Raw genomic sequence first — 18,354 nt, forward strand, 5'->3', positions numbered from 1 at the left:
GGGGCATTGCGCGGCGAACTCAAGGGATTCCCCCTGTCGCGCGACCCGGTATGGAAGACGCCAGTGTGCGACGCTGCCGGGACCGATGCAAGCCGCGACCTTACGCTTCGGGCGGGGTGGCCTCACGAAGATGGAATGATGAGCGACAAACCGCTGACCGATGTGACTTTTTCCGCGTTCGACCTGCATCCTGCGCTGCTCGCAGGGCTCGAGGGCGCCGGCTTCACCCGCTGCACCCCGATCCAGGCGCTGACCCTACCGGTGGCCCTGCCGGGCCGCGACGTGGCCGGCCAGGCCCAGACCGGCACCGGCAAGACCCTGGCGTTCCTGGTGGCGGTGATGAACCGCCTGCTCAGCCGCCCGGCGCTGGCCGACCGCAAGCCGGAGGATCCGCGCGCGCTGATCCTGGCGCCGACCCGCGAACTGGCGATCCAGATCCACAAGGACGCGGTCAAGTTCGGCTCCGAGCTGGGCCTGCGCTTCGCCCTGGTCTACGGCGGCGTGGACTACGACAAGCAGCGCGAACTGCTGCAGCAGGGCGTGGACGTGATCATCGCCACCCCCGGCCGCCTGATCGACTACGTCAAGCAGCACAAGGTGGTGTCGCTGCACGCCTGCGAGATCTGCGTGCTCGACGAAGCCGACCGCATGTTCGACCTGGGCTTCATCAAGGACATCCGCTTCCTGCTGCGGCGCATGCCCGAGCGCGGCACCCGGCAGACCCTGCTGTTCTCGGCCACCCTCAGCCACCGCGTGCTGGAGCTGGCGTACGAGCACATGAACGAGCCGGAAAAGCTCGTGGTCGAGACCGAGAGCATCACCGCCGCGCGCGTGCGCCAGCGCATCTACTTCCCCTCCGACGAGGAGAAGCTGACCCTGCTGCTGGGCCTGCTCTCGCGCAGCGAGGGCGCGCGCACCATGGTGTTCGTCAACACCAAGGCATTCGTCGAGCGGGTGGCGCGGGCGCTGGAGCGCAACGGCTACCGGGTCGGCGTGCTGTCCGGCGACGTGCCGCAGAAGAAGCGCGAGACCCTGCTCAACCGCTTCCAGAAGGGCCAGCTGGAGATCCTGGTGGCCACCGACGTGGCCGCGCGCGGCCTGCACATCGACGGGGTCAAGTACGTCTACAACTACGACCTGCCGTTCGACGCCGAGGACTACGTGCACCGCATCGGCCGCACCGCGCGGCTGGGCGAGGAGGGCGACGCGATCAGCTTCGCCTGCGAGCGCTACGCGATGAGCCTGCCGGACATCGAGGCCTACATCGAACAGAAGATCCCGGTCGAGCCGGTCACCGCCGAATTGCTGGTGGCGTTGCCGCGCACCCCGCGCGCGGCGGTGGAGGGCGAGGCCGCCGAGGCCGACGGCGAGGAGAGCATCGGCGAGATCTTCCGCGAGGCCCGCGCCCAGCGCGAGGCCGACGAGCAGCGTCGCGGCGGTGGCCGCGGCAAGCCGGGCGGCGGTCGCAGCGGCCCGGGCGGCCGTGGCGAGTCGCGCAGCGCCGACGGCAAGCCGCGGCGTCCGCGCGCGCCGCGCCCGGCCGACGCCGCGGCTGTTGCCGCGGACGGCACCGCGCCGGCCGCCGCTGCGCCGGCGCCGGCGCCGGCGCCCAAGCCGCCGCGTGCTGCGCCGGCCGAGGGCGCCGCGCCTGCGGTCGAGGGCGAGCGTGCGCCGCGCAAGCGCCGCCGCCGTCGCGGCGGGCGCCCGCTGGAAGGCGCCGATGGCGCGCAGGCCGGCAACGGCAGCGCCGCGCCGGCGACCGCGGCCCCGGCCCGGCCGGTGCAGGTCGTGGCCACCCCGGTCAAGGCCGCGCGCCAGGCCGAGCGCGGCGCGGCGGCGAAGAACGATTCGTTCCTGACCCGCCTGGGCCGCAAGCTGCGCTCGCTGGTCTCCAGCTCCTGATCCGGGCCCGTCGTCCGCCGCGTGCGCCGCATGCGGTGGACGAATACCCGGGCCGCTCCGGCATAATCGCCGGATGAGCGTTCTGCGGTTCGACAATGTCAGCAAACAGTACGCCGGTGGCCACGCGGCGCTGGTGGACGTCAGCTTCGAGGTCGAGGAGGGCGAGATGCTGTTCGTCACCGGCCACTCCGGTGCCGGCAAGAGCACCCTGCTCAAGCTGATCCACCTGAGCGAGCGGCCCTCGCGCGGCGCTGTGCTGTTCGGCGAGCGCAACCTGCTGAAGGTGCGCGGCCGCCGCGTGCCGCTGCACCGGCGCGAGGTCGGCGTGGTCTACCAGGACCACCGCCTGCTCACCGACCGCAGCATCGCCGAGAACGTGGCGTTGCCGCTGATCCTGCGCGGCACCCGCCGTGCCGAGATCGGCAAGCGCGTGCGCTCGGTGCTCGAGCGCATGGGCCTGGGCCACCGCGAGAAGGCATTGCCCTCGCAGCTGTCGGCCGGCGAGCAGCAGCGCGTCGGCATCGCCCGGGCGATGGTCGGCGAGCCGCGGCTGCTGGTCGCCGACGAACCCACCGGCAACCTCGACCCGACCCTGGCCGCCGAGATCATGCAACTGTTCGCCGAACTGCCGGCGCGCGGCACCAGCGTGCTGGTGGTCAGCCACGACCTGGCGCTGCTCAAGCAGATGCGCAAGCGCGTGCTGATCCTGGACCACGGCCGCCTGGTCGACGACATCTCGCCGCAGGACCTGGCCGAATGAGCGCGCGCAATGCCGGCGCCGCGGCGCCCTCGCGGCTGGGCGTGTGGTGGGACCACCACCTGCACAGCATCGTCTACAGCCTCGGCCGCGCCATGCGCAAGCCGTGGGCGACGCTGCTGACCATGGCGGTGATGGCGCTGGCGCTGACCCTGCCGCTGGGCCTGTCGATCGCCCTGGACAACCTCAAGCAGTTCGCCGGCAGCGTGCAGCAGTCGCGCGACATCAACGTGTTCCTGAAGACCGACGTCGACGCCGCCGCGGCGCAGGCGCTGGCGCAGACCCTGCGCGGCCGTGGCGACGTGGCCGCGGTGACGTTGCGCACGCCCGCCGAGGGCATGGCCGAGCTGCGCGACAGCGCCGGCCTCGGCGAGGCGCTGGATGCGCTGCAGGACAACCCGCTGCCGACGCTGCTGATCGTCACCCCGGCCGCGGCCGACGACACCCCGCTGGCGACCGCGCTGACCGCGCTGCCGCAGGCCGACCTGGTCCAGCACGACGCGCTGTGGCGCAAGCGCCTGGACGGCTGGCTGCATTTCGGCGAACGCCTGGTGCAGGTGCTGTCGCTGCTGCTCGGCGCCGGTGCGGTGCTGGTGGTCGGCAACACCGTGCGCCTGGACATCCAGTCGCGGCGCGAGGAGATCGGCGTGCTGCAGTTGCTCGGCGCCAGCGACGGCTTCATCCGCCGCCCATTCCTGTACCTGGGCGCCTGGTACGGCTTCGGCGCCGGGGTGCTGGCGCTGGGCCTGCTCGCCGCCTCCGGGATGGCCCTGGGCCAGCCGCTGGCGGCGCTGGCCGACAGCTACGGCAGCCATTTCGTGCTGCACGGGCTGGACGCGCTGCACGCGGGGCTGGTGCTGCTCGGCACCCTGCTGCTGGGCTGGCTCGGCGCCTGGCTGGTGACCGGCCACTTCCTGCGCCAGACGCGGCCCACCGACACCTGAGGCGCGCATGGCCGGGCACGAGCTCAAGCATCTGATCAGCGCCGCCCCGCGGGTGATGGTGGTCGATGGCTCCAAGCTGGTGCGCAAGCTGATCGCCGACGTGCTGCACCGCGAACTGCCCGACGTGACCGTGGTCGGCTGTGCCAGCATCGCCGAGGCGCGCGCCGCGCTGGAGGCCGGCCCGGTCGACCTGGTCACCACCTCGCTGGGGCTGCCGGACGGCGACGGCCTGACCCTGGCGCGCAGCGTGCGCGACGCCGTTGGCCAGGCCTATGTGCCGGTGATCGTGGTTTCCGGCGACGCCCAGCAGCACCTGGTCGAGCGCCGTTTCACCGAGTACGTCACCGACTACTTCGACAAGGCGCTCGGCCACGAGGCGCTGGCCACGTTCATCCGCGGCTACGTGCAGCCGCAGCCGGTGGCCGGCGCCACCGTGCTCTACGTCGAGGACAGCCGGGTGGTGGCCGAGGCGACCAAGCGCATGCTCGAACGCCAGCAGCTGCACGTGGTGCACGTGCTCAGCGCCGAGGACGCGTTCGCCCTGCTCACCGCTGAGTCGCTGGGCCGCACCACCCGCCGCATCGACCTGGTGCTGACCGACGTCACCCTCAAGGGCGAACTCAACGGCCGCGACGTGGTCCAGCGCATCCGCGTGGACTTCGCCTACGGCAAGCGGCGCATGCCGGTGCTGGTGATGACCGGCGACAGCAACCCGCACACCCAGTCCGAGCTGCTGCGCGCCGGCGCCAACGATCTGGTGCAGAAACCGATCGAAGAGCGCCTGCTGGTCACCAAGGTGCTGTTCCAGTTGCGCCTGGCCCGGCTCGACGAGATCGCCGTGACCTTCTGAACCCGATGCACCGAGCCTGGACGCAATGAGCAACAACGAAGAAGAGAACCGGATCCAGCTGGAGCCGTCGTGGAAGGCGCGGGTCGGCGACTGGCTGCTGCGCCCGGAGATGCGCGAGCTGGCGGCGTTCCTGCGCCAGCGCAAGGCCGCCGGCGCCCGCGTGTTCCCGCCTGGGCGGCAGATCTTCGCCGCCTTCGATGCCACCCCGTTCGAACGGGTGGAGGTGGTGATCCTCGGCCAGGACCCGTACCACGGCTACGGCCAGGCGCACGGGCTGTGCTTCTCGGTGCTGCCCGGGGTGCCGGTGCCGCCGTCGCTGCTGAACATCTACAAGGAGATCGAGGACGACCTGGGCATCCGCCGTCCCGACCACGGCTGCCTGCTGCCGTGGGCGCAGCGCGGGGTGCTGCTGCTCAACGCGGTGCTGACGGTGGAGGAAGGCCGCGCCGGCGCGCACCAGGGCAAGGGCTGGGAGGGCTTCACCGACCACGTCGTGGAGACCCTCAACCGCGAGCGCGAGGGCCTGGTGTTCCTGCTCTGGGGCAGCTACGCCCAGGCCAAGGGCAAGGTCATCGACACCCGCCGCCACCGCGTGCTCAAGGCCCCGCACCCCTCGCCGCTGTCGGCGCACCGCGGTTTCCTCGGCTGCAAGCATTTCTCCGCGGCCAACGAGTACCTGCGGCGGCGCGGCGCCACCCCGATCGACTGGAGCCTGCCGCCGCGCGCGGAGCTGGAGGCGGCGCTGCGCGGCGCCTGAACGCCGGTTGGATGGGCGGCGGTGTCACCCGGCATGGACGCCATTTTGGCGAACCGGGTGCTATGTTGGGGGTCAAATCTCGGGATCGCTGCGGATCCTGATTGTTCCGATGGCTTGTGATGCAGTGTCATTCCTGATTCGAATGTTGCATAAACAGAACACAGGAACTTTTTACTGTACCCAGCAGTCCAATTAGTAGACTGCTAAGATGAGCCCTATGAGCCAGACTCTCACTTCCAACGCATTGGTTGCCAACAACCTCCCGATCCCCAGTCCGCTCGGTTCGCTGGATGCCTACATCGGCGCCGTGCACCAGATCCCGGTGCTGACGTCCGACGAGGAACACGCACTGGCGGTGCGGTATCGCGACCAGGCAGACCTGGACGCGGCACGCGAACTGGTCCATTCCCACCTGCGCTTCGTGGTGCACGTGGCCCGCGGCTACAACGGCTACGGCCTGCCGCTGGGCGACCTGATTCAGGAAGGCAACATCGGTCTGATGAAGGCGGTCAAGCGCTTCGACCCGGACATGGGCGTGCGCCTGGTCAGCTTCGCGGTGCACTGGATCCGTGCCGAGATGCACGAGTACATCCTGAAGAACTGGCGCATCGTCAAGGTCGCCACGACCAAGGCGCAGCGCAAGCTGTTCTTCAACCTGCGCAAGTCCAAGACCCGCCTGGGCTGGATGAACGCGGCCGAGGTCACCGCGGTGGCCAAGGACCTCAACGTGTCCGAGCGCGAGGTGCTGGAGATGGAGTCGCGCCTGTCCGGCCGCGACATCGGCTTCGACGCGCCGTCCGACGAGGACGACGACCACGCGCCGCCGTCGCCGGCCGCGTATCTGATGGCCAACGAGGAAGATCCCTCGCAGGCCTACGAGCGCGCCGACAGCGAGGACAACCAGTTGCAGCTGCTGCGCGAAGGCCTGGCGGAACTGGATGCGCGCTCGCGCGACATCATCAAGCGTCGCTGGCTGGATGCCGACAGCAAGATCACCCTGCAGGAACTGGCGGACGAGTACGGCGTGTCGGCCGAGCGCATCCGCCAGATCGAGGCCAATGCGCTGAAGAAGATGAAGGCGTTGTTCGTGGCGTGATGCCCGTTCCCCGCAAGCGCCCGGACGATCGTGCCGGGAGACAAAAAAACGGCCCGCATGGGCCGTTTTTTTTGGGGCGGCGCGATCCAGGGTCAGTGCATGCAGACCATCATCGGCATGGTGCCGCACATCATGGTCATCGGCATGCCGCAGCCCATCATGCGGTTCATCTGGTGATGCGCTATGCCGGCGAACTCAATTACGGTTGAGGCGCACAGGCGTCCCGCGCATCGGCCGGGATGGCGCGTGGCAGTCGCGAAGGCGGTTGGCCGGCCACGCTGCCGGCTGACTCGTGCCGCCGCCGTGTACAGCTCGGCCTGCAGCACCACCGGCATGCGCGTCAGCAGCAGGTTGCGGACGATGCCGCCGCCAATGCCGCCGAGCCTGCCCAGCAGGGGCGCGTTGACCGGTCCCAGGCCGAATGCCAGCGCCTTGCCGGTGCCGTAGACCGCGAACAGCGCCAGGCCCATCGCGTCGAAGATCCGCAGCGGATCGCGCAGGCGCTCGACCGTGTGCTGGCGGTCGAAGGCCGGCAGCCCGGCCATGCAGTGTCACCCGTCCGCGGCTGGCGCCGGGTGCTCCTCCGTGGCGGGCGCGTCGCCGAGGATGATCCGCGCGGCGCGCTGATAGCTCCAGTACGCCCAGGCCCAGTTGAGCAGCACCACCACACGGTTGCGGAAGCCGATCAGGAAGAACACGTGCGCGGCCAGCCAGAACCACCAGGCCAGCACGCCGGAGAGCTGCAGCCGGCCCAGGTGCACGATCGCGGCCATGCGCCCGATGGTGGCCAGGTTGCCGTAGTCGGCATAGCGGAACGGCACGCTGGCGCTGTCGCCGCGCAGCCGCCGGCGCAGGGTCTCGGCGACATGCCGGCCCATCTGCTTGGCGGCCGGTGCCACGCCGGGGACCGGGCGGCCGTCGGCCTGCTGCACCGCGGCCAGATCGCCGGCGACGAACAGCTCCGGATGGCCGGGCACGCTCAGGTCCGGCTGTACCTGCACGCGGCCGCTGCGGTCCAGCGGCGTCTGCAGCGTCTTCGCCAACGGCGAGGCGGCGACGCCGGCGGCCCAGACGACGGTGCGTGCCGGCACGAAGGTGCTGCCGAGGCGGTAGCCGCTGGCGTCGATGTCGGCGACCGGCACCCCGGTCAGCACTTCCACGCCGAGCTTTTCCAACTGCTGCTGCGCCTTGGCCGAGAGGCGTTCGGGGAACGAGGACAGCACCCGCGGGCCGGCCTCGATCAGCCGCACCCGCGCCTCGGCCGGGTCGATGCGGCGGAACTCGTGCTTGAGCGTGTGCCGGGCGATCTCGGCCAGGGTGCCGGCCAGTTCGACGCCGGTGGGGCCGCCGCCGACGATGGCGAAGCTGAGCCAGGCCGCGCGTGCGGCCGGATCGGTTTCGGCTTCGGCGCGCTCGAACGCCAGCAGCAGGTGCCGGCGCAACTGCAAGGCATCGTCCAGGGTCTTCAGCCCCGGCGCGTGCGCGGCCCAGTCGTCGTGGCCGAAATACGCGTGGGTGGCGCCGGTGGCGATCAGCAGGTAGTCGTAGTCCAGGACGTGGCCGTCGGCCAGGCGTACCTGCCGGGCCTGCTTGTCGACGTGGACGACTTCGCCCAGGCGCACCTCGACGTTGTCCTGGCGGCGCAGGATCTGCCGCAGCGGCGCGGCGATGTCCGGCGCCGACAAGCCCGCGGTGGCGACCTGGTACAGCAGCGGCTGGAACAGGTGATGGTTGCGGCGGTCGATCAGGGTGATGCGCAACGGCGTCTTGGCCAGGGCGCGGGTGGCCCACAAGCCGGCGAAGCCGCCGCCGACCACGATCAGGTGCGGCACGCGCGTGTTGTCCATGCAGGACTCCAGAGGGGGAGGGGAGAGGAGGCGTCCGGTATCGGCGTGGCGGCGGTCGCGTCGCGGTCGCGCGGCGCACCGATTCGCCGGAACGCGCGCTGCCAGCGAGGCGCTGCGCGATCGTCGAGGGCCGGACCTGCATGTCCGTATAGTAGCGCGATGCCAAGCGCGGACAGCGACACGGAGGACGCACCGTCATGCCAGCGACAGTGAAGCCGCGCGCGTCGGCGTCGCCGCAGGCGCCGCTGCCGTCGCGTTGGCGCAGCCTGCTGTTCTGGGCCAAGACCCGCGCGCTGCAGTTGCGCCGCGCGCTGCGCGATCTGCGCGATGGACCACGCCGGCATCGCCGCGATGGCGGCCTGGCGATCGTCGATGGCGCGTGCGCCGAATCAGTCACCGCGCTGTGGCCCGCCAGCGAGGAGACCGCGCCACAGTTGGTGGCCGGCAAGATCCACAACCTGCGCCTGGCCGCGCGTGCGCTGCACGGCGTGGAGGTGCCGGCCGGGGCGACCTTCGGTTTCTGGCGCCAGCTCGGCCGCGCCACCCGTCGCCGCGGTTTCGTCGTCGGCCGCGAACTGCGCGAAGGCTGCCTGGTGCCGTCGATCGGCGGCGGCCTGTGCCAGTTGTCCAATGCGATCTACGACGCGGCGCTGCGGCAGGGCCTGGAGATCGTCGAGCGGCATCGCCACAGCCAGGTGATTCCCGGCTCGCTGGCCGAACGCGACCGCGACGCGGTGGTGTTCTGGAACTACGTGGACCTGCGCCTGCGCGCGGCTGCGCCGTGGCGGCTGGAGGTGTGGCTGGACGGCGAGGCGCTGCACGTGCGCATCCGCGGCGGCAGCGCGGTGCCGGCAGCGTTGCCGTTGCCGCCGCCGCAGCGACGCACGGCGCCGGCCGGCGTCGACACCGCCAACGACTGCACCCGCTGCGGCCGCAGCGCCTGCCATCGCCATGTGCCGGCGGTGCCCGACGGCCTGCACCGCACCTGGCTGGTCGACGAGGACTGGCCGGAGTTCGCCGAGGACCGCCGGCGCCGGCAGCAGTCCGGCGATCGCGTGCTGGCGCTGCCGCGCACCAGCGTCGCGGCCTTGCATGCGGCGCTGATGCGGCGCTGGTGGCTGTGGCGCGGCATGCCGCTGCCGCAGGCGCGCCAGCGCGCGCAGCGCATCCGCCTGCAGGCGCTGCGCCGCCGGCTGGGTGCGCGCGACGTCGACCTGGTGGTGCCGCAGAGCCTGTTGCCGGAGCTGTGGCTGGCGGGCGAACTGCAGGGCCGGCATTGGGACGTGTGCATGACCGCCTTGCCGATGCACCTGCTGCAGGCGCGCCTGGACGTGGCCGCGCAGCGGCATCCGCACAGTCCCACCCTGCGCGATTTCCGTGCCGATCCGGTGCTGGTCGAGGCCGAGCGCGCGGCGCTGGCGCAGGCGCGGCACTGGATCACGCCGCACCGCGAACTGCTGGCACTGGCCGGCGGTCGCGGTCTCGCCCTGGAATGGCAACGGCCGGCGCTCCCGGCGGTCGCGGCGGAGCCTGCGGCCGCCACCACGGATACCGTGCCGCGGGTGCTGTTGGCCGCCTCGGCGCTGGCGCGCAAGGGCGCCTACGAACTGCGCGAGGCACTGCGCGGCCTGCCGGTGCTGTTGCTGCTGCCGCCCGGCGCGCAGGAAACGCCGGACTTCTGGAGCGGTGTCGAGGTGCAGCGGGTCGCCTCGATGGCGGAAGGCGTGCGCGCGGCCACGCTGGTGCTGCTGCCGGCCTGGATCGAACAGCAGCCGCGCGGGCTGTTGTTGGCCCTGGCGTGGGGCAAGCCGGTGATCGCCACCGCCGCCTGCGGCCTGGCCGCGGACGCTGGCGCGTGGCGCTGTGTGGAGGCCGGCGACAGCGCCACGCTGCGCGCACAGTTGGTCGACGCATTGGGCCTGGCGGGTTGAGCGAAACCCGAGGGCATTGCGGTCGCCTGCAGGACCAGCCTCTGCTTCGCCACGTCGCCGCGCTGTTCGTTCAAAGCGGCTTTCAGACAACCTTGAAGCAACCCCTGCGGCGGGCTGGCAATCCACGCCATTAGCTCCTAGGAGCGGCTTCAGCCGCGACGCGGCGTTACTGGGAAAGCCTGTCGCGGCTGAAGCCGCTCCTGCGGCATCGGATCGCGCGGCATCGGAGCGCGTAGTGGATTGTGGCGACCTGCGGCTCGATCCGTGCGCGGCAGGCACATCACGTGCTCGGCGACGCGTGCCGGTGCTCTAGCAGTTGTCTTGCCGGTGATGCGCCGCCGCCTCAGTAAAGATCCTGCGGATCCACATCCAGCGACCAGCGCACCCGCCGCGCCTGCGGCAGTGCGTGGATCGCCGGCACCGCCGCGTCCAGCAACGCATGCAACGCGCGCCGGGTGCTGGCCGACAGCAGCAACTGGGTGCGCTGGAAGCCGGCGCGGCGCGGCATCGGCGCCGGCATCGGGCCGAAGCGCTGCACCTCGTCCTGCGCCGGCAGCAGCGCGCGCACCGCGGCCAGGAACGTGTTGGCGTGCTCGACCTGCTTGGCCTCGGCGCGCAGCAGCGCCAGGTGCGCGAACGGCGGGAAGCCGGCGGCCTCGCGCTGCTCCAGTTCCGCCGCGGCGAAGGCGTGGTAGCCGCCGTGGACCAGGGTCTGCAGCAGCGGATGCCCGGGGTGGTGGGTCTGCAGCCAGACCTCGCCCGGACGCGCGGCGCGGCCGGCGCGCCCGGCGACCTGGATCAACTGCTGCGCCAGCTTCTCGCTGGCGCGGAAATCGGCCGAGAACAGGCCTTCGTCGATGCCCACCACCACCACCCGGCTCAACTGCGGCAGGTCGTGGCCCTTGGCCAGGATCTGCGTGCCGACCAGGATGCCGGGCGCGCTGCCGAGCGTGGCCAGTTGGGTTTCCAGCGCATCGCGGCGCTGGGTGGTGCCGCGGTCGATGCGCAGCACCGGGACGTCCGGGAACGCCTGCACCAGGCGTTCCTCCAAGCGTTCGGTGCCGATGCCCTGCGGCTGCAGCGCCAGGCTGCCGCAATCCGGGCAGGCCAGCGGCGCCGGCTGCCGCGCGCCGCAGTGGTGGCATTGCAGGCGCCGGCCGCCGGCATGCACGGTCATCGGCGTGGCGTGCAGCGGGGTGCTGCAGCGCTGGCATGGCGCGGTCCAGCCGCAGTCGTGGCACAACAGCACCGGCGCGTAGCCGCGGCGGTTCTTGAATACGAGGACCTGGCCGCCTTCGGCCAGCGCAGTACCGATCCCGGCCAGCACCTCGGGCGACAGCCCGTCCTGCAGCGGGCGCTTGCGCACGTCGAGTACGCGCACCGTCGGCGGTTTGGCGTCGCCGGCGCGGCGGGTCAGGCGCAGGTGCGCGTAGCGGCCGCCGGCGGCGTTGTGCAGGCTCTCCAGCGAGGGCGTGGCGCTGCCCAGCAGCACCGGCACGTCCAGCGCCTTGCCGCGGACCAGGGCGAAATCGCGGGCGTGGTAGCGGATGCCGTCCTGCTGCTTGTAGCTGCCGTCGTGTTCCTCGTCGACCACGATCAGTCCCGCCCGCGGCAGCGGCACGAACACCGCCGAGCGGGTGCCGACCACCACCTGCGCCTCGCCGCGCCAGGCCGCGGCCCAGACCCGCGCGCGTTCGTTGTCGTTGAGCCCGGAATGCAGCGCATGCACCGGCACGCCGAGCCGCGCGCGGAAGCGCGCCAGGGTCTGCGGGGTCAGGCCGATCTCCGGCACCAGCACCAGCGCCTGGCGGCCGCGCGCCAGGCACGCGGCGATCGCCTGCAGGTAGACCTCGGTCTTGCCGCTGCCGGTGACGCCGTCGAGCAGGAACGGGGCGAACCCGGCGGCGGCGACCACCGCGTCGATCGCGGCCTGCTGCTCGGCGTTGGGGATCGGTCCGGGCTGCGGCTGCGGCGCCGTGGCGCTGGCCGGCACTGCGATGCGCTCGGCGTGGCCACGCTTGGCCAGCGCGCGGGCGGCGCTGCGCCAGTCGTCCATCGCCTGGTCCAGCCGGTCCTCGTCCATGGCGCCGTCCGCCAGCAGCGCGGCGAAGCGGTGCGGGCGGGTGCCGGGCCGGGCGCGGTGGCTGGCGCCGGCCTCGGTCAGGCGCCAGGCCCAGGCGTGGGTGTCGGGCAGTGGTTCGCCGCGGCGCAATGGCACCGGCAGCGCCGTGGCCAGCACCTCGCCCAGCGGTGCGTGGCTGTAGCGCGCCAGCCAGCGCAGCGACTCGGCCAGTTCGCCGTGCAGCAGCGGCGCCGGGTCCAGCCAGGCCAGCGCCGCGCGCAGGCCGTCGGCGTCCTCGACCTGGCCGATCGCCGCCACCACGCCGCTCAGTTCGCGGTTGCCGAACGGCACTTGCACGCGGCGGCCGACGTCGCCGTCGGCGACCGTGCCGCCGGGCGGCGGCAGGTAGTCGAACAGCTGCGGCAGCGGCACGGGCAGGGCGACGCGGAGCGTGGCGGCGGGCGAAGGCATCCGCCTAGTCTAGCGGCCGCCGCAAGCCGGTCCGGGCTGCCGGGAGTTGCATGCGATTGCTGCCCGCAAAGTGATAAACCGGTCGTAAATAGCCGCCCCGCTTGGAGAATCGAATTTATCCACATCTGCTGTGGATAAAGCTGTGCATGACGGGCATGCTCCACGCCGTGAAGACGGAATCACAAGCCTCTGCCACGAGTTGGACAAAAAAGCGCCAATCGCATTTATTCCTTTTAGAACAATCACTTGGCCGTGAAACACAGATGCAACATGGTTTCGCGGGGGCTTGACAAGACCTGTCTCCGGCCAATTCCTGGCGCTGTGCACAACCCGCCGTCGCGGCGGCCGCGGAAGAGCCGATCGGGGCGCTGCTGTCAAGCGCGCGATGTGGCGGCTGCCTCGCTATCATCGCGCCGATGATGGAGTTCCGATGACCGCCACGTCCCCCTTCGACGGCGTGGCCGCACCGCCCGCCCTGGCCGCGTTCCTGCGCGGGATCGAACGCCGTGCGGCGGTCCTGGCCGACCTGCAGAGCGGCCGCCCCGAGCGCGGCATGCCGGCCCTGGCGGCGGCGATGCGGGCGTTCCGCAGCCACGCCGCGGCACTGCCGATGGCCGACTGGCCGCTGCGCTTCTGGAAACTGCTCGGCGCGGTACCGACCCTGCGCCAGGCCGATGCCGCCGACGGCGCATGGCCGGCGCCGCTGGCGCATCTGCGCACCCTGCAGCCGGCCGACCGCCTGGCGCTGCTGCTGCGCATCGTCGCCGGGCTGGACGAGCCGCTCGCCGCGCAGGTGCTGCAGCTGTCCACCGAGGACTACCAGCAGGCGCTGGCGCGGGCCTGCCCGCGCGACGCCGGCGGGCATCCGGACGCGGCGGGCTGGCGGGCGTTGGCCGATGCGGCGCAACAGTGCCTGCGCGACCTGCCGCCGGCGCGGCTGCAGGCGCTGGCGCAGTTGCGCGATGCGGCGGTTGCCGGCGGCCCCGCCGCGGCCGCTGCGCCGACGGCCCCGGCAACATCCGCAACGGCCGACGCCGCCGCGCGCCCGCGCCGGCGCGGCGCGCGGGCGGCCCTGCGCACGCGCCTGGCCGGGGCGGTGATCGCGGTCGTGGTCCTGGCCCTGGTCGGGACCCTGTGGTGGGACCGTCTGCCGTGGCGCCGCTCCCACGCCGCCGCGGCCGGCGGCAACGATGCGAGCCTGGCGCTGGGCGACACCGGCCCGGTGCAGGTGGAAGTGCTGCCGCCGGAATCGGACACCGCCAGCGCGCCGCCGCTGCCGGCCGAACCGCCGGCGCCGCTGCCGGAGCCGGCGATCTACGACCTGGATTTCTACGCGTGGTATGCGGCCGGCGCGCCGCCGCCGCGGATCGAGCGCAGCGCCCCCAGCGCCGCCGACCTGGCCGAGGCCGCCGCAGCGCCGCCGGCCGCCGCCGCGGTTCCGGCGGCCGCGCCCGCGGCGGCGAGCACGCCGCCGGCGCTGACCCCGGCGCAACTGCGCGCGCGCCAGGCGGCCTGGGACGCACTGCCGGCGGCGGCGCAGGCGCGCCTGCGCCAGGTCGCCACGGCCTTCGCCGGCCTGCCGATCGAGCAGCAGCACAGCCTGCATGCGCAGTTCGCCGAGATGGACGCGCTGGAGCGCCACGGCTGGCTGCTCGGTCCGGAACTGGGTGCGGAGTTCTGGGCGCTGCAGCCGCTGCTGGGCTATGTGCCCGCGGCGCAGCGGCAGGCGTTGCTGGGCCTGCTGCGCAGCCTGCCGGCGGAGCAGCGCGAACATCTGGCGCTGCTGTCGCAACGCACCCCGCCGCAGGACCGCGCCGCGTTGCGCCGCGACCTGCTGGCGCAAGGCGCCGACAGCCGCGGCGCGTGGTTGAAGCAGCGCGCCGCGCGCTGAGTCGCGCGCGCGGCGCCTGGCTTTCTCGGGTCGCCGCAACCGGCTGCGGCGACCGCCTTCCAGCAGTCGTCCGCCGCAGCGGGTAGAATGCGCGGCCTCCGCCACCCGGTGCCGGCGCTGTCTGCGCGGCCGCAGTCGGCGGGATCGCCAGAGTCTTGCAATGGTTTCGTCCTCCACCCCGGCCTCGGTCCGGGGCCGCGAACTGCGCACCACCGCGCAACTCGCCCTGCCGCTGGTCCTGGGGCACGTCTCCACCGGGCTGATCAGCTTCGTCGACAACGTGATCGCCGGCCACCACGGCACCCGCACGCTGGCCTCGGTGACGGTCGGCACGGCCCTGCTGTGGCTGCCGATGATGGTCCCGATCGGCACCCTGATCGCCCTGACCGCCTCGGTGTCGCAGCTCGACGGCGCCCGCCGCCAGGCGCAGATCGGGCCGCTGTTCCGGCAGGCGCTGTGGCTGTCGCTGGGCCTGGGCCTGCTGATGTTCGCGTTCCTGAGCGTGATGCCGATGGCGCTGCCGCAACTGGGCATCGCCCCGGAGATCGTGCCCGGCGCGCGCGACTTCCTGCACGCGATCCGCTGGGGCGTGCCGGCGCTGGTGCTGTATTTCTGCATGCGCTATCTCAGCGAAGGCATGCACTGGACGCTGCCGACCATGCTGCTGGGCTTCGGTGGCCTGCTGCTGCTGGCCCCGCTCGGCTATGCGCTGACCTTCGGCCTGTGGGGCCTGCGCGAACACGGCGCCGGCGGCCTGGGCATGGCCTCGGCGATCACGATGTGGGCGCAGGCGCTGTGCTTCGCCGTCTACCTGGCGCGTTCCAGGCGCTTCGCGTCGCTGCGCCTGTTCGCGCAGTTCGAGGCGCCGGACCTGCGCGCGATCGCCGGGCTGCTGAAGACCGGCTTGCCGATCGGCGTGACCATCCTGATGGAAGGCGGCCTGTTCATCGTCACCGCGCTGCTGATCGCGCGGCTCGGCGAGGTGCCGGCGGCGGCGCACCAGATCGCGATCAACGTGGCGCAGCTGTGCTTCATGGTGCCGATGGGCGTGGCCGAGGCGACCACGGTGCGGGTCGGTCGCGCCGCCGGCGCCGGCGACGCGGTGGGCGTGCGCGGCGCGGCCTGGGCCGGCTATGCGATCGTGCTCGGCACCCAGGCGCTGTCGGCGCTGGTGCTGCTGTTCGGCCACGACGCCATCGTCGGCATCTACACCAGCGACCTGGCGGTGGCGGCGTTGGCCTCCACGCTGCTGCTGTACGCGGCCACGTTCCAGTTCCCCGACGGCGTGCAGGTGCTGTCGGCCGGCGCGCTGCGCGGCCTCAAGGACACCCGCGTGCCGATGCTGCTGGCCCTGTGCTCCTACTGGGGCCTGGGCATGCCGCTGGGCGCCGGCCTCGGCCTGTGGCTGGGCTGGGGACCGCAGGGCATGTGGATCGGCCTGATCCTGGGCCTGACCGCGGCCGCGGTGATGATGGGCGCGCGCTTCCGCTGGAGCAGCGCGCGCCTGCTGGCCGCGCCGGCGGCACCCTGACTTCAGACGCATGTGCGGCGCCTGACGCAGCCGGTATGCTGCGCGGGCGCAAGACGCCTTCCTTTCGGAGCTTTCCATGAACCAACCCGTGCGTCGCAGCCCCATCGCCAACTTCTTCGTCGGCCTGTGGGATGTGATGAACTTCACCCGCCGGTTGATCCTCAACCTGGTGTTCTTCGGCTTCCTGTTGCTGGTCCTGCTGGTGATGGTGTTCGCCATGGCGCGCGGCGACGGCGCCAAGGCCCTGCGCGACCGCACCACGCTGCTGATCGCGCCGGAAGGCAAGCTGGTCGAGCAGTTCAGCGCCGACCCGGTCAGCCGCGCGCTGGCCAAGGCGATGAACGACAAGGGCGCGCAGGAGATCCAGTTGCGCGACCTGATACGCGCGATCGAGGCGGCCAAGACCGATCCGAAGATCGAGCGCGTGGCGCTGCGCCTGGACAAGCTGCAGCCCAGCGGCTTCGCCTCGATGCGCGAGGTGGAGAAGGCGCTGCAGGACCTGCGCGGCTCCGGCAAGCAGATCGTCGCCTACAGCGACAATCTGAACCAGTGGCAGTACCTGCTGGCCGCGCAGGCCAACGAGGTCTACCTGGATCCGATGGGCTCGATGACCCTGGAAGGCCTCGGCCGCTACCGCCAGTACTTCCGCGAGGGCCTGCAGGACAAGCTCGGCGTGGACGTGCACCTGTTCAAGGTCGGCGAGTACAAGTCCGCCGCCGAGCCCTACGTGCTCGACGCGGCCTCGCCGGCGTCCAAGGAAGCCGACCTGTTCTGGATGAACGACGTGTGGCAGCGCTACGTGGCCGACATCGCCAAGGCGCGCAAGCTGGCGCCGGAGCAGATCAGCGCCGGCATCGACACCATGCCCGAGGGCGTGGCCGCCGCCGGCGGCGACCTGGCCAAGTTCGCCCTGCAGCAGAAACTGGTGGACGGCCTGAAGACCCGCGAGGACGTCGAGCAACTGCTGGCCAAGCGCGGCGTGGCCGACGACGATGCCGACACCGGCTATCGCAACATCGACCTGGACGGCTACCTGCAGCAGTTGGACCTGCGCCGCTCGCCGGTGGATTCGCGGCCGCAGGTGGCGGTGGTGGTGGCCGCGGGCGAGATCAGCGGCGGCGAACAGCCGGCCGGCCGCATCGGCGGCGAGTCGACCGCGGCGCTGCTGCGCCAGGCGCGCGACGACGAGGCGGTGAAGGCGGTGGTGCTGCGCGTGGATTCGCCCGGCGGCGAAGTGTTCGCCTCCGAGCAGATCCGCCGCGAGGTGGTGGCGCTGAAGGCCGCCGGCAAGCCGGTGGTGGTGTCGATGGGCGACCTGGCCGCGTCGGGCGGCTACTGGATCAGCATGAACGCCGATCGCATCTACGCCGACCCGTCGACGATCACCGGCTCGATCGGCATCTTCGGCATGATCCCCAACATCACCCGCACCCTGGACAAGATCGGCGTGCACACCGACGGCGTCGGCACCACCCGTTTCGCCGGCGCGTTCGACATCACCCGGCCGATGGATCCGGCGGTGGGCCAGCTGATCCAGTCGGTGATCGATAAGGGTTATGCCGACTTCACCGGCAAGGTCGCGCAGGCGCGCGGCAAGTCGGTCGAGGCCATCGACCAGGTCGCGCGCGGCCGCGTGTGGAGCGGTGCGCAGGCCAAGGAGCGCGGGCTGGTGGACGCGTTCGGCGGCTTCAAGGACGCGGTGGCCGATGCCGCCGCACGCGCCAAGCTGGGTGGCCAGGACAAGTACCGGGTGCGCTACATCGAGAAGCCGGCCACGCCGTTCGCGCAGTTCGTCAGCGGGTTCGCCGGCAGCCGCCTGGGCGTGTGGATGCTGAGCGACTCGGCGCTGGGCCACGCCCTGCTGGCGCGCAGCCTGCCGGAGCTGGACACGCAGCTGCGCTTCGTCAAGGACGCGGCCGACACCCGTCCTGGCGCGCCGGTGAAGGCGCTGGCCTACTGCTTCTGCGGGCTGTGAGCCGGCGCTGAGTCGGCGGCGGCGCGCCCTCGTGGGCGCGTCGCATCTTCACTGCAACGCCGGCCCTTGCGGCCGGCGTTTTTCATTGTGCGGTGGCGGCGTCGAGCGCGGCGTTCTGCGTGGCCGCGGCGTGGTCGAGCGTGGCCTGGGCCTGCCTGGCCCGGTCCAGCGGCTGGGCGATGGCGGCACGCATCGCGCCGGCCTTCGGCGCCGGCGGCGCATCGGGCGGTTGCGGCGGTTCCGGCTTGCATGCGGCCAGCAGGGCGAGCAACGGCAATGCCAGCGTCATCCTGCGCAGTGGTGCGGACATGGCGGCGACCTCCTCGAGGGTGGAGGTATC

The 18,354-nt window shown here is 72.1% G+C and carries 13 protein-coding genes and 1 pseudogene; 10 read left to right on the plus strand and 4 right to left on the minus strand.

Features of this window, described 5'->3' with window-relative positions:
• The first annotated feature begins 138 nt into the window (after positions 1 to 138).
• The 6 genes from rhlB (at position 139) to rpoH (ending at position 6,306) form a co-directional block, all read left to right on the plus strand.
• Positions 139 to 1,902: an ATP-dependent RNA helicase RhlB gene (rhlB, locus tag NKJ47_RS03955; protein WP_254460238.1), complete on the plus strand. Its 1,764-nt coding sequence runs from the start codon at positions 139 to 141 to the stop codon at positions 1,900 to 1,902.
• Between the two features lie 73 nt (positions 1,903 to 1,975).
• Entirely contained in the window at positions 1,976 to 2,662 is a 687-nt protein-coding gene (gene ftsE, locus NKJ47_RS03960; RefSeq protein ID WP_242159999.1) for a cell division ATP-binding protein FtsE, read from the plus strand.
• The gene (gene ftsX, locus NKJ47_RS03965; RefSeq protein WP_254460239.1) at positions 2,659 to 3,603 is read left to right on the plus strand and encodes a permease-like cell division protein FtsX; all 945 of its coding nucleotides are present in this window, start codon (positions 2,659 to 2,661) and stop codon (positions 3,601 to 3,603) included. The genes ftsE and ftsX overlap by 4 nt, the downstream gene beginning before the upstream one ends.
• Before the next feature lie 7 nt (positions 3,604 to 3,610).
• On the plus strand, positions 3,611 to 4,453 hold the full coding sequence (locus tag NKJ47_RS03970) for a response regulator (RefSeq protein WP_254460240.1): 843 nt from the start codon (positions 3,611 to 3,613) through the stop codon (positions 4,451 to 4,453).
• A 25-nt stretch (positions 4,454 to 4,478) separates the two neighbouring features.
• Positions 4,479 to 5,210 (plus strand): uracil-DNA glycosylase, encoded by a 732-nt coding sequence (gene ung, locus NKJ47_RS03975; protein WP_254460241.1) that lies wholly within the window; start codon positions 4,479 to 4,481, stop codon positions 5,208 to 5,210.
• Positions 5,211 to 5,427: 217 nt separating this feature from the next.
• Positions 5,428 to 6,306, plus strand: a complete 879-nt coding sequence (rpoH, locus tag NKJ47_RS03980; RefSeq protein WP_254460242.1) for an RNA polymerase sigma factor RpoH — start codon at positions 5,428 to 5,430, stop codon at positions 6,304 to 6,306.
• A 293-nt stretch (positions 6,307 to 6,599) separates the two neighbouring features.
• On the opposite strand, the pseudogene NKJ47_RS03985 reads toward rpoH, so the two are convergent.
• Positions 6,600 to 6,854: pseudogene (locus NKJ47_RS03985) on the minus strand (TRIC cation channel family protein); the annotation flags it as partial.
• Positions 6,855 to 6,857: 3 nt separating this feature from the next.
• Positions 6,858 to 8,153, minus strand: coding sequence for an NAD(P)/FAD-dependent oxidoreductase (locus tag NKJ47_RS03990; RefSeq protein ID WP_254460243.1), 1,296 nt, complete (start codon positions 8,151 to 8,153; stop codon positions 6,858 to 6,860).
• Between the two features lie 197 nt (positions 8,154 to 8,350).
• On the opposite strand from NKJ47_RS03990, the gene NKJ47_RS03995 reads away from it, so the two are divergent.
• Positions 8,351 to 10,084: a VanW family protein gene (locus NKJ47_RS03995; protein ID WP_254460244.1), complete on the plus strand. Its 1,734-nt coding sequence runs from the start codon at positions 8,351 to 8,353 to the stop codon at positions 10,082 to 10,084.
• 343 nt (positions 10,085 to 10,427) lie between these two features.
• Here NKJ47_RS03995 and NKJ47_RS04000 read toward each other — a convergent pair whose 3' ends face one another.
• Positions 10,428 to 12,617: a primosomal protein N' gene (locus tag NKJ47_RS04000; protein ID WP_254460245.1), complete on the minus strand. Its 2,190-nt coding sequence runs from the start codon at positions 12,615 to 12,617 to the stop codon at positions 10,428 to 10,430.
• A 430-nt stretch (positions 12,618 to 13,047) separates the two neighbouring features.
• Between NKJ47_RS04000 and NKJ47_RS04005 the strand changes: the two genes are divergently transcribed.
• The 3 genes from NKJ47_RS04005 to sppA all read left to right on the plus strand — a co-directional run bounded on the left by NKJ47_RS04005 (position 13,048) and on the right by sppA (position 18,014).
• Positions 13,048 to 14,508: a hypothetical protein gene (locus tag NKJ47_RS04005; protein WP_254460246.1), complete on the plus strand. Its 1,461-nt coding sequence runs from the start codon at positions 13,048 to 13,050 to the stop codon at positions 14,506 to 14,508.
• 160 nt (positions 14,509 to 14,668) lie between these two features.
• Positions 14,669 to 16,039: an MATE family efflux transporter gene (locus NKJ47_RS04010; protein WP_254460247.1), complete on the plus strand. Its 1,371-nt coding sequence runs from the start codon at positions 14,669 to 14,671 to the stop codon at positions 16,037 to 16,039.
• A gap of 76 nt (positions 16,040 to 16,115) precedes the next feature.
• Positions 16,116 to 18,014, plus strand: coding sequence for a signal peptide peptidase SppA (gene sppA / locus NKJ47_RS04015; protein ID WP_254460248.1), 1,899 nt, complete (start codon positions 16,116 to 16,118; stop codon positions 18,012 to 18,014).
• 82 nt (positions 18,015 to 18,096) lie between these two features.
• Here sppA and NKJ47_RS04020 read toward each other — a convergent pair whose 3' ends face one another.
• The gene (locus tag NKJ47_RS04020) at positions 18,097 to 18,324 is read right to left on the minus strand and encodes a hypothetical protein (RefSeq protein WP_429002486.1); all 228 of its coding nucleotides are present in this window, start codon (positions 18,322 to 18,324) and stop codon (positions 18,097 to 18,099) included.
• Between the last annotated feature and the right edge of the window lie 30 nt (positions 18,325 to 18,354).

The organism is Xanthomonas sacchari, assembly GCF_024266585.1.
Classification (GTDB): Bacteria; Pseudomonadota; Gammaproteobacteria; order Xanthomonadales; family Xanthomonadaceae; genus Xanthomonas_A; species Xanthomonas_A sacchari_C.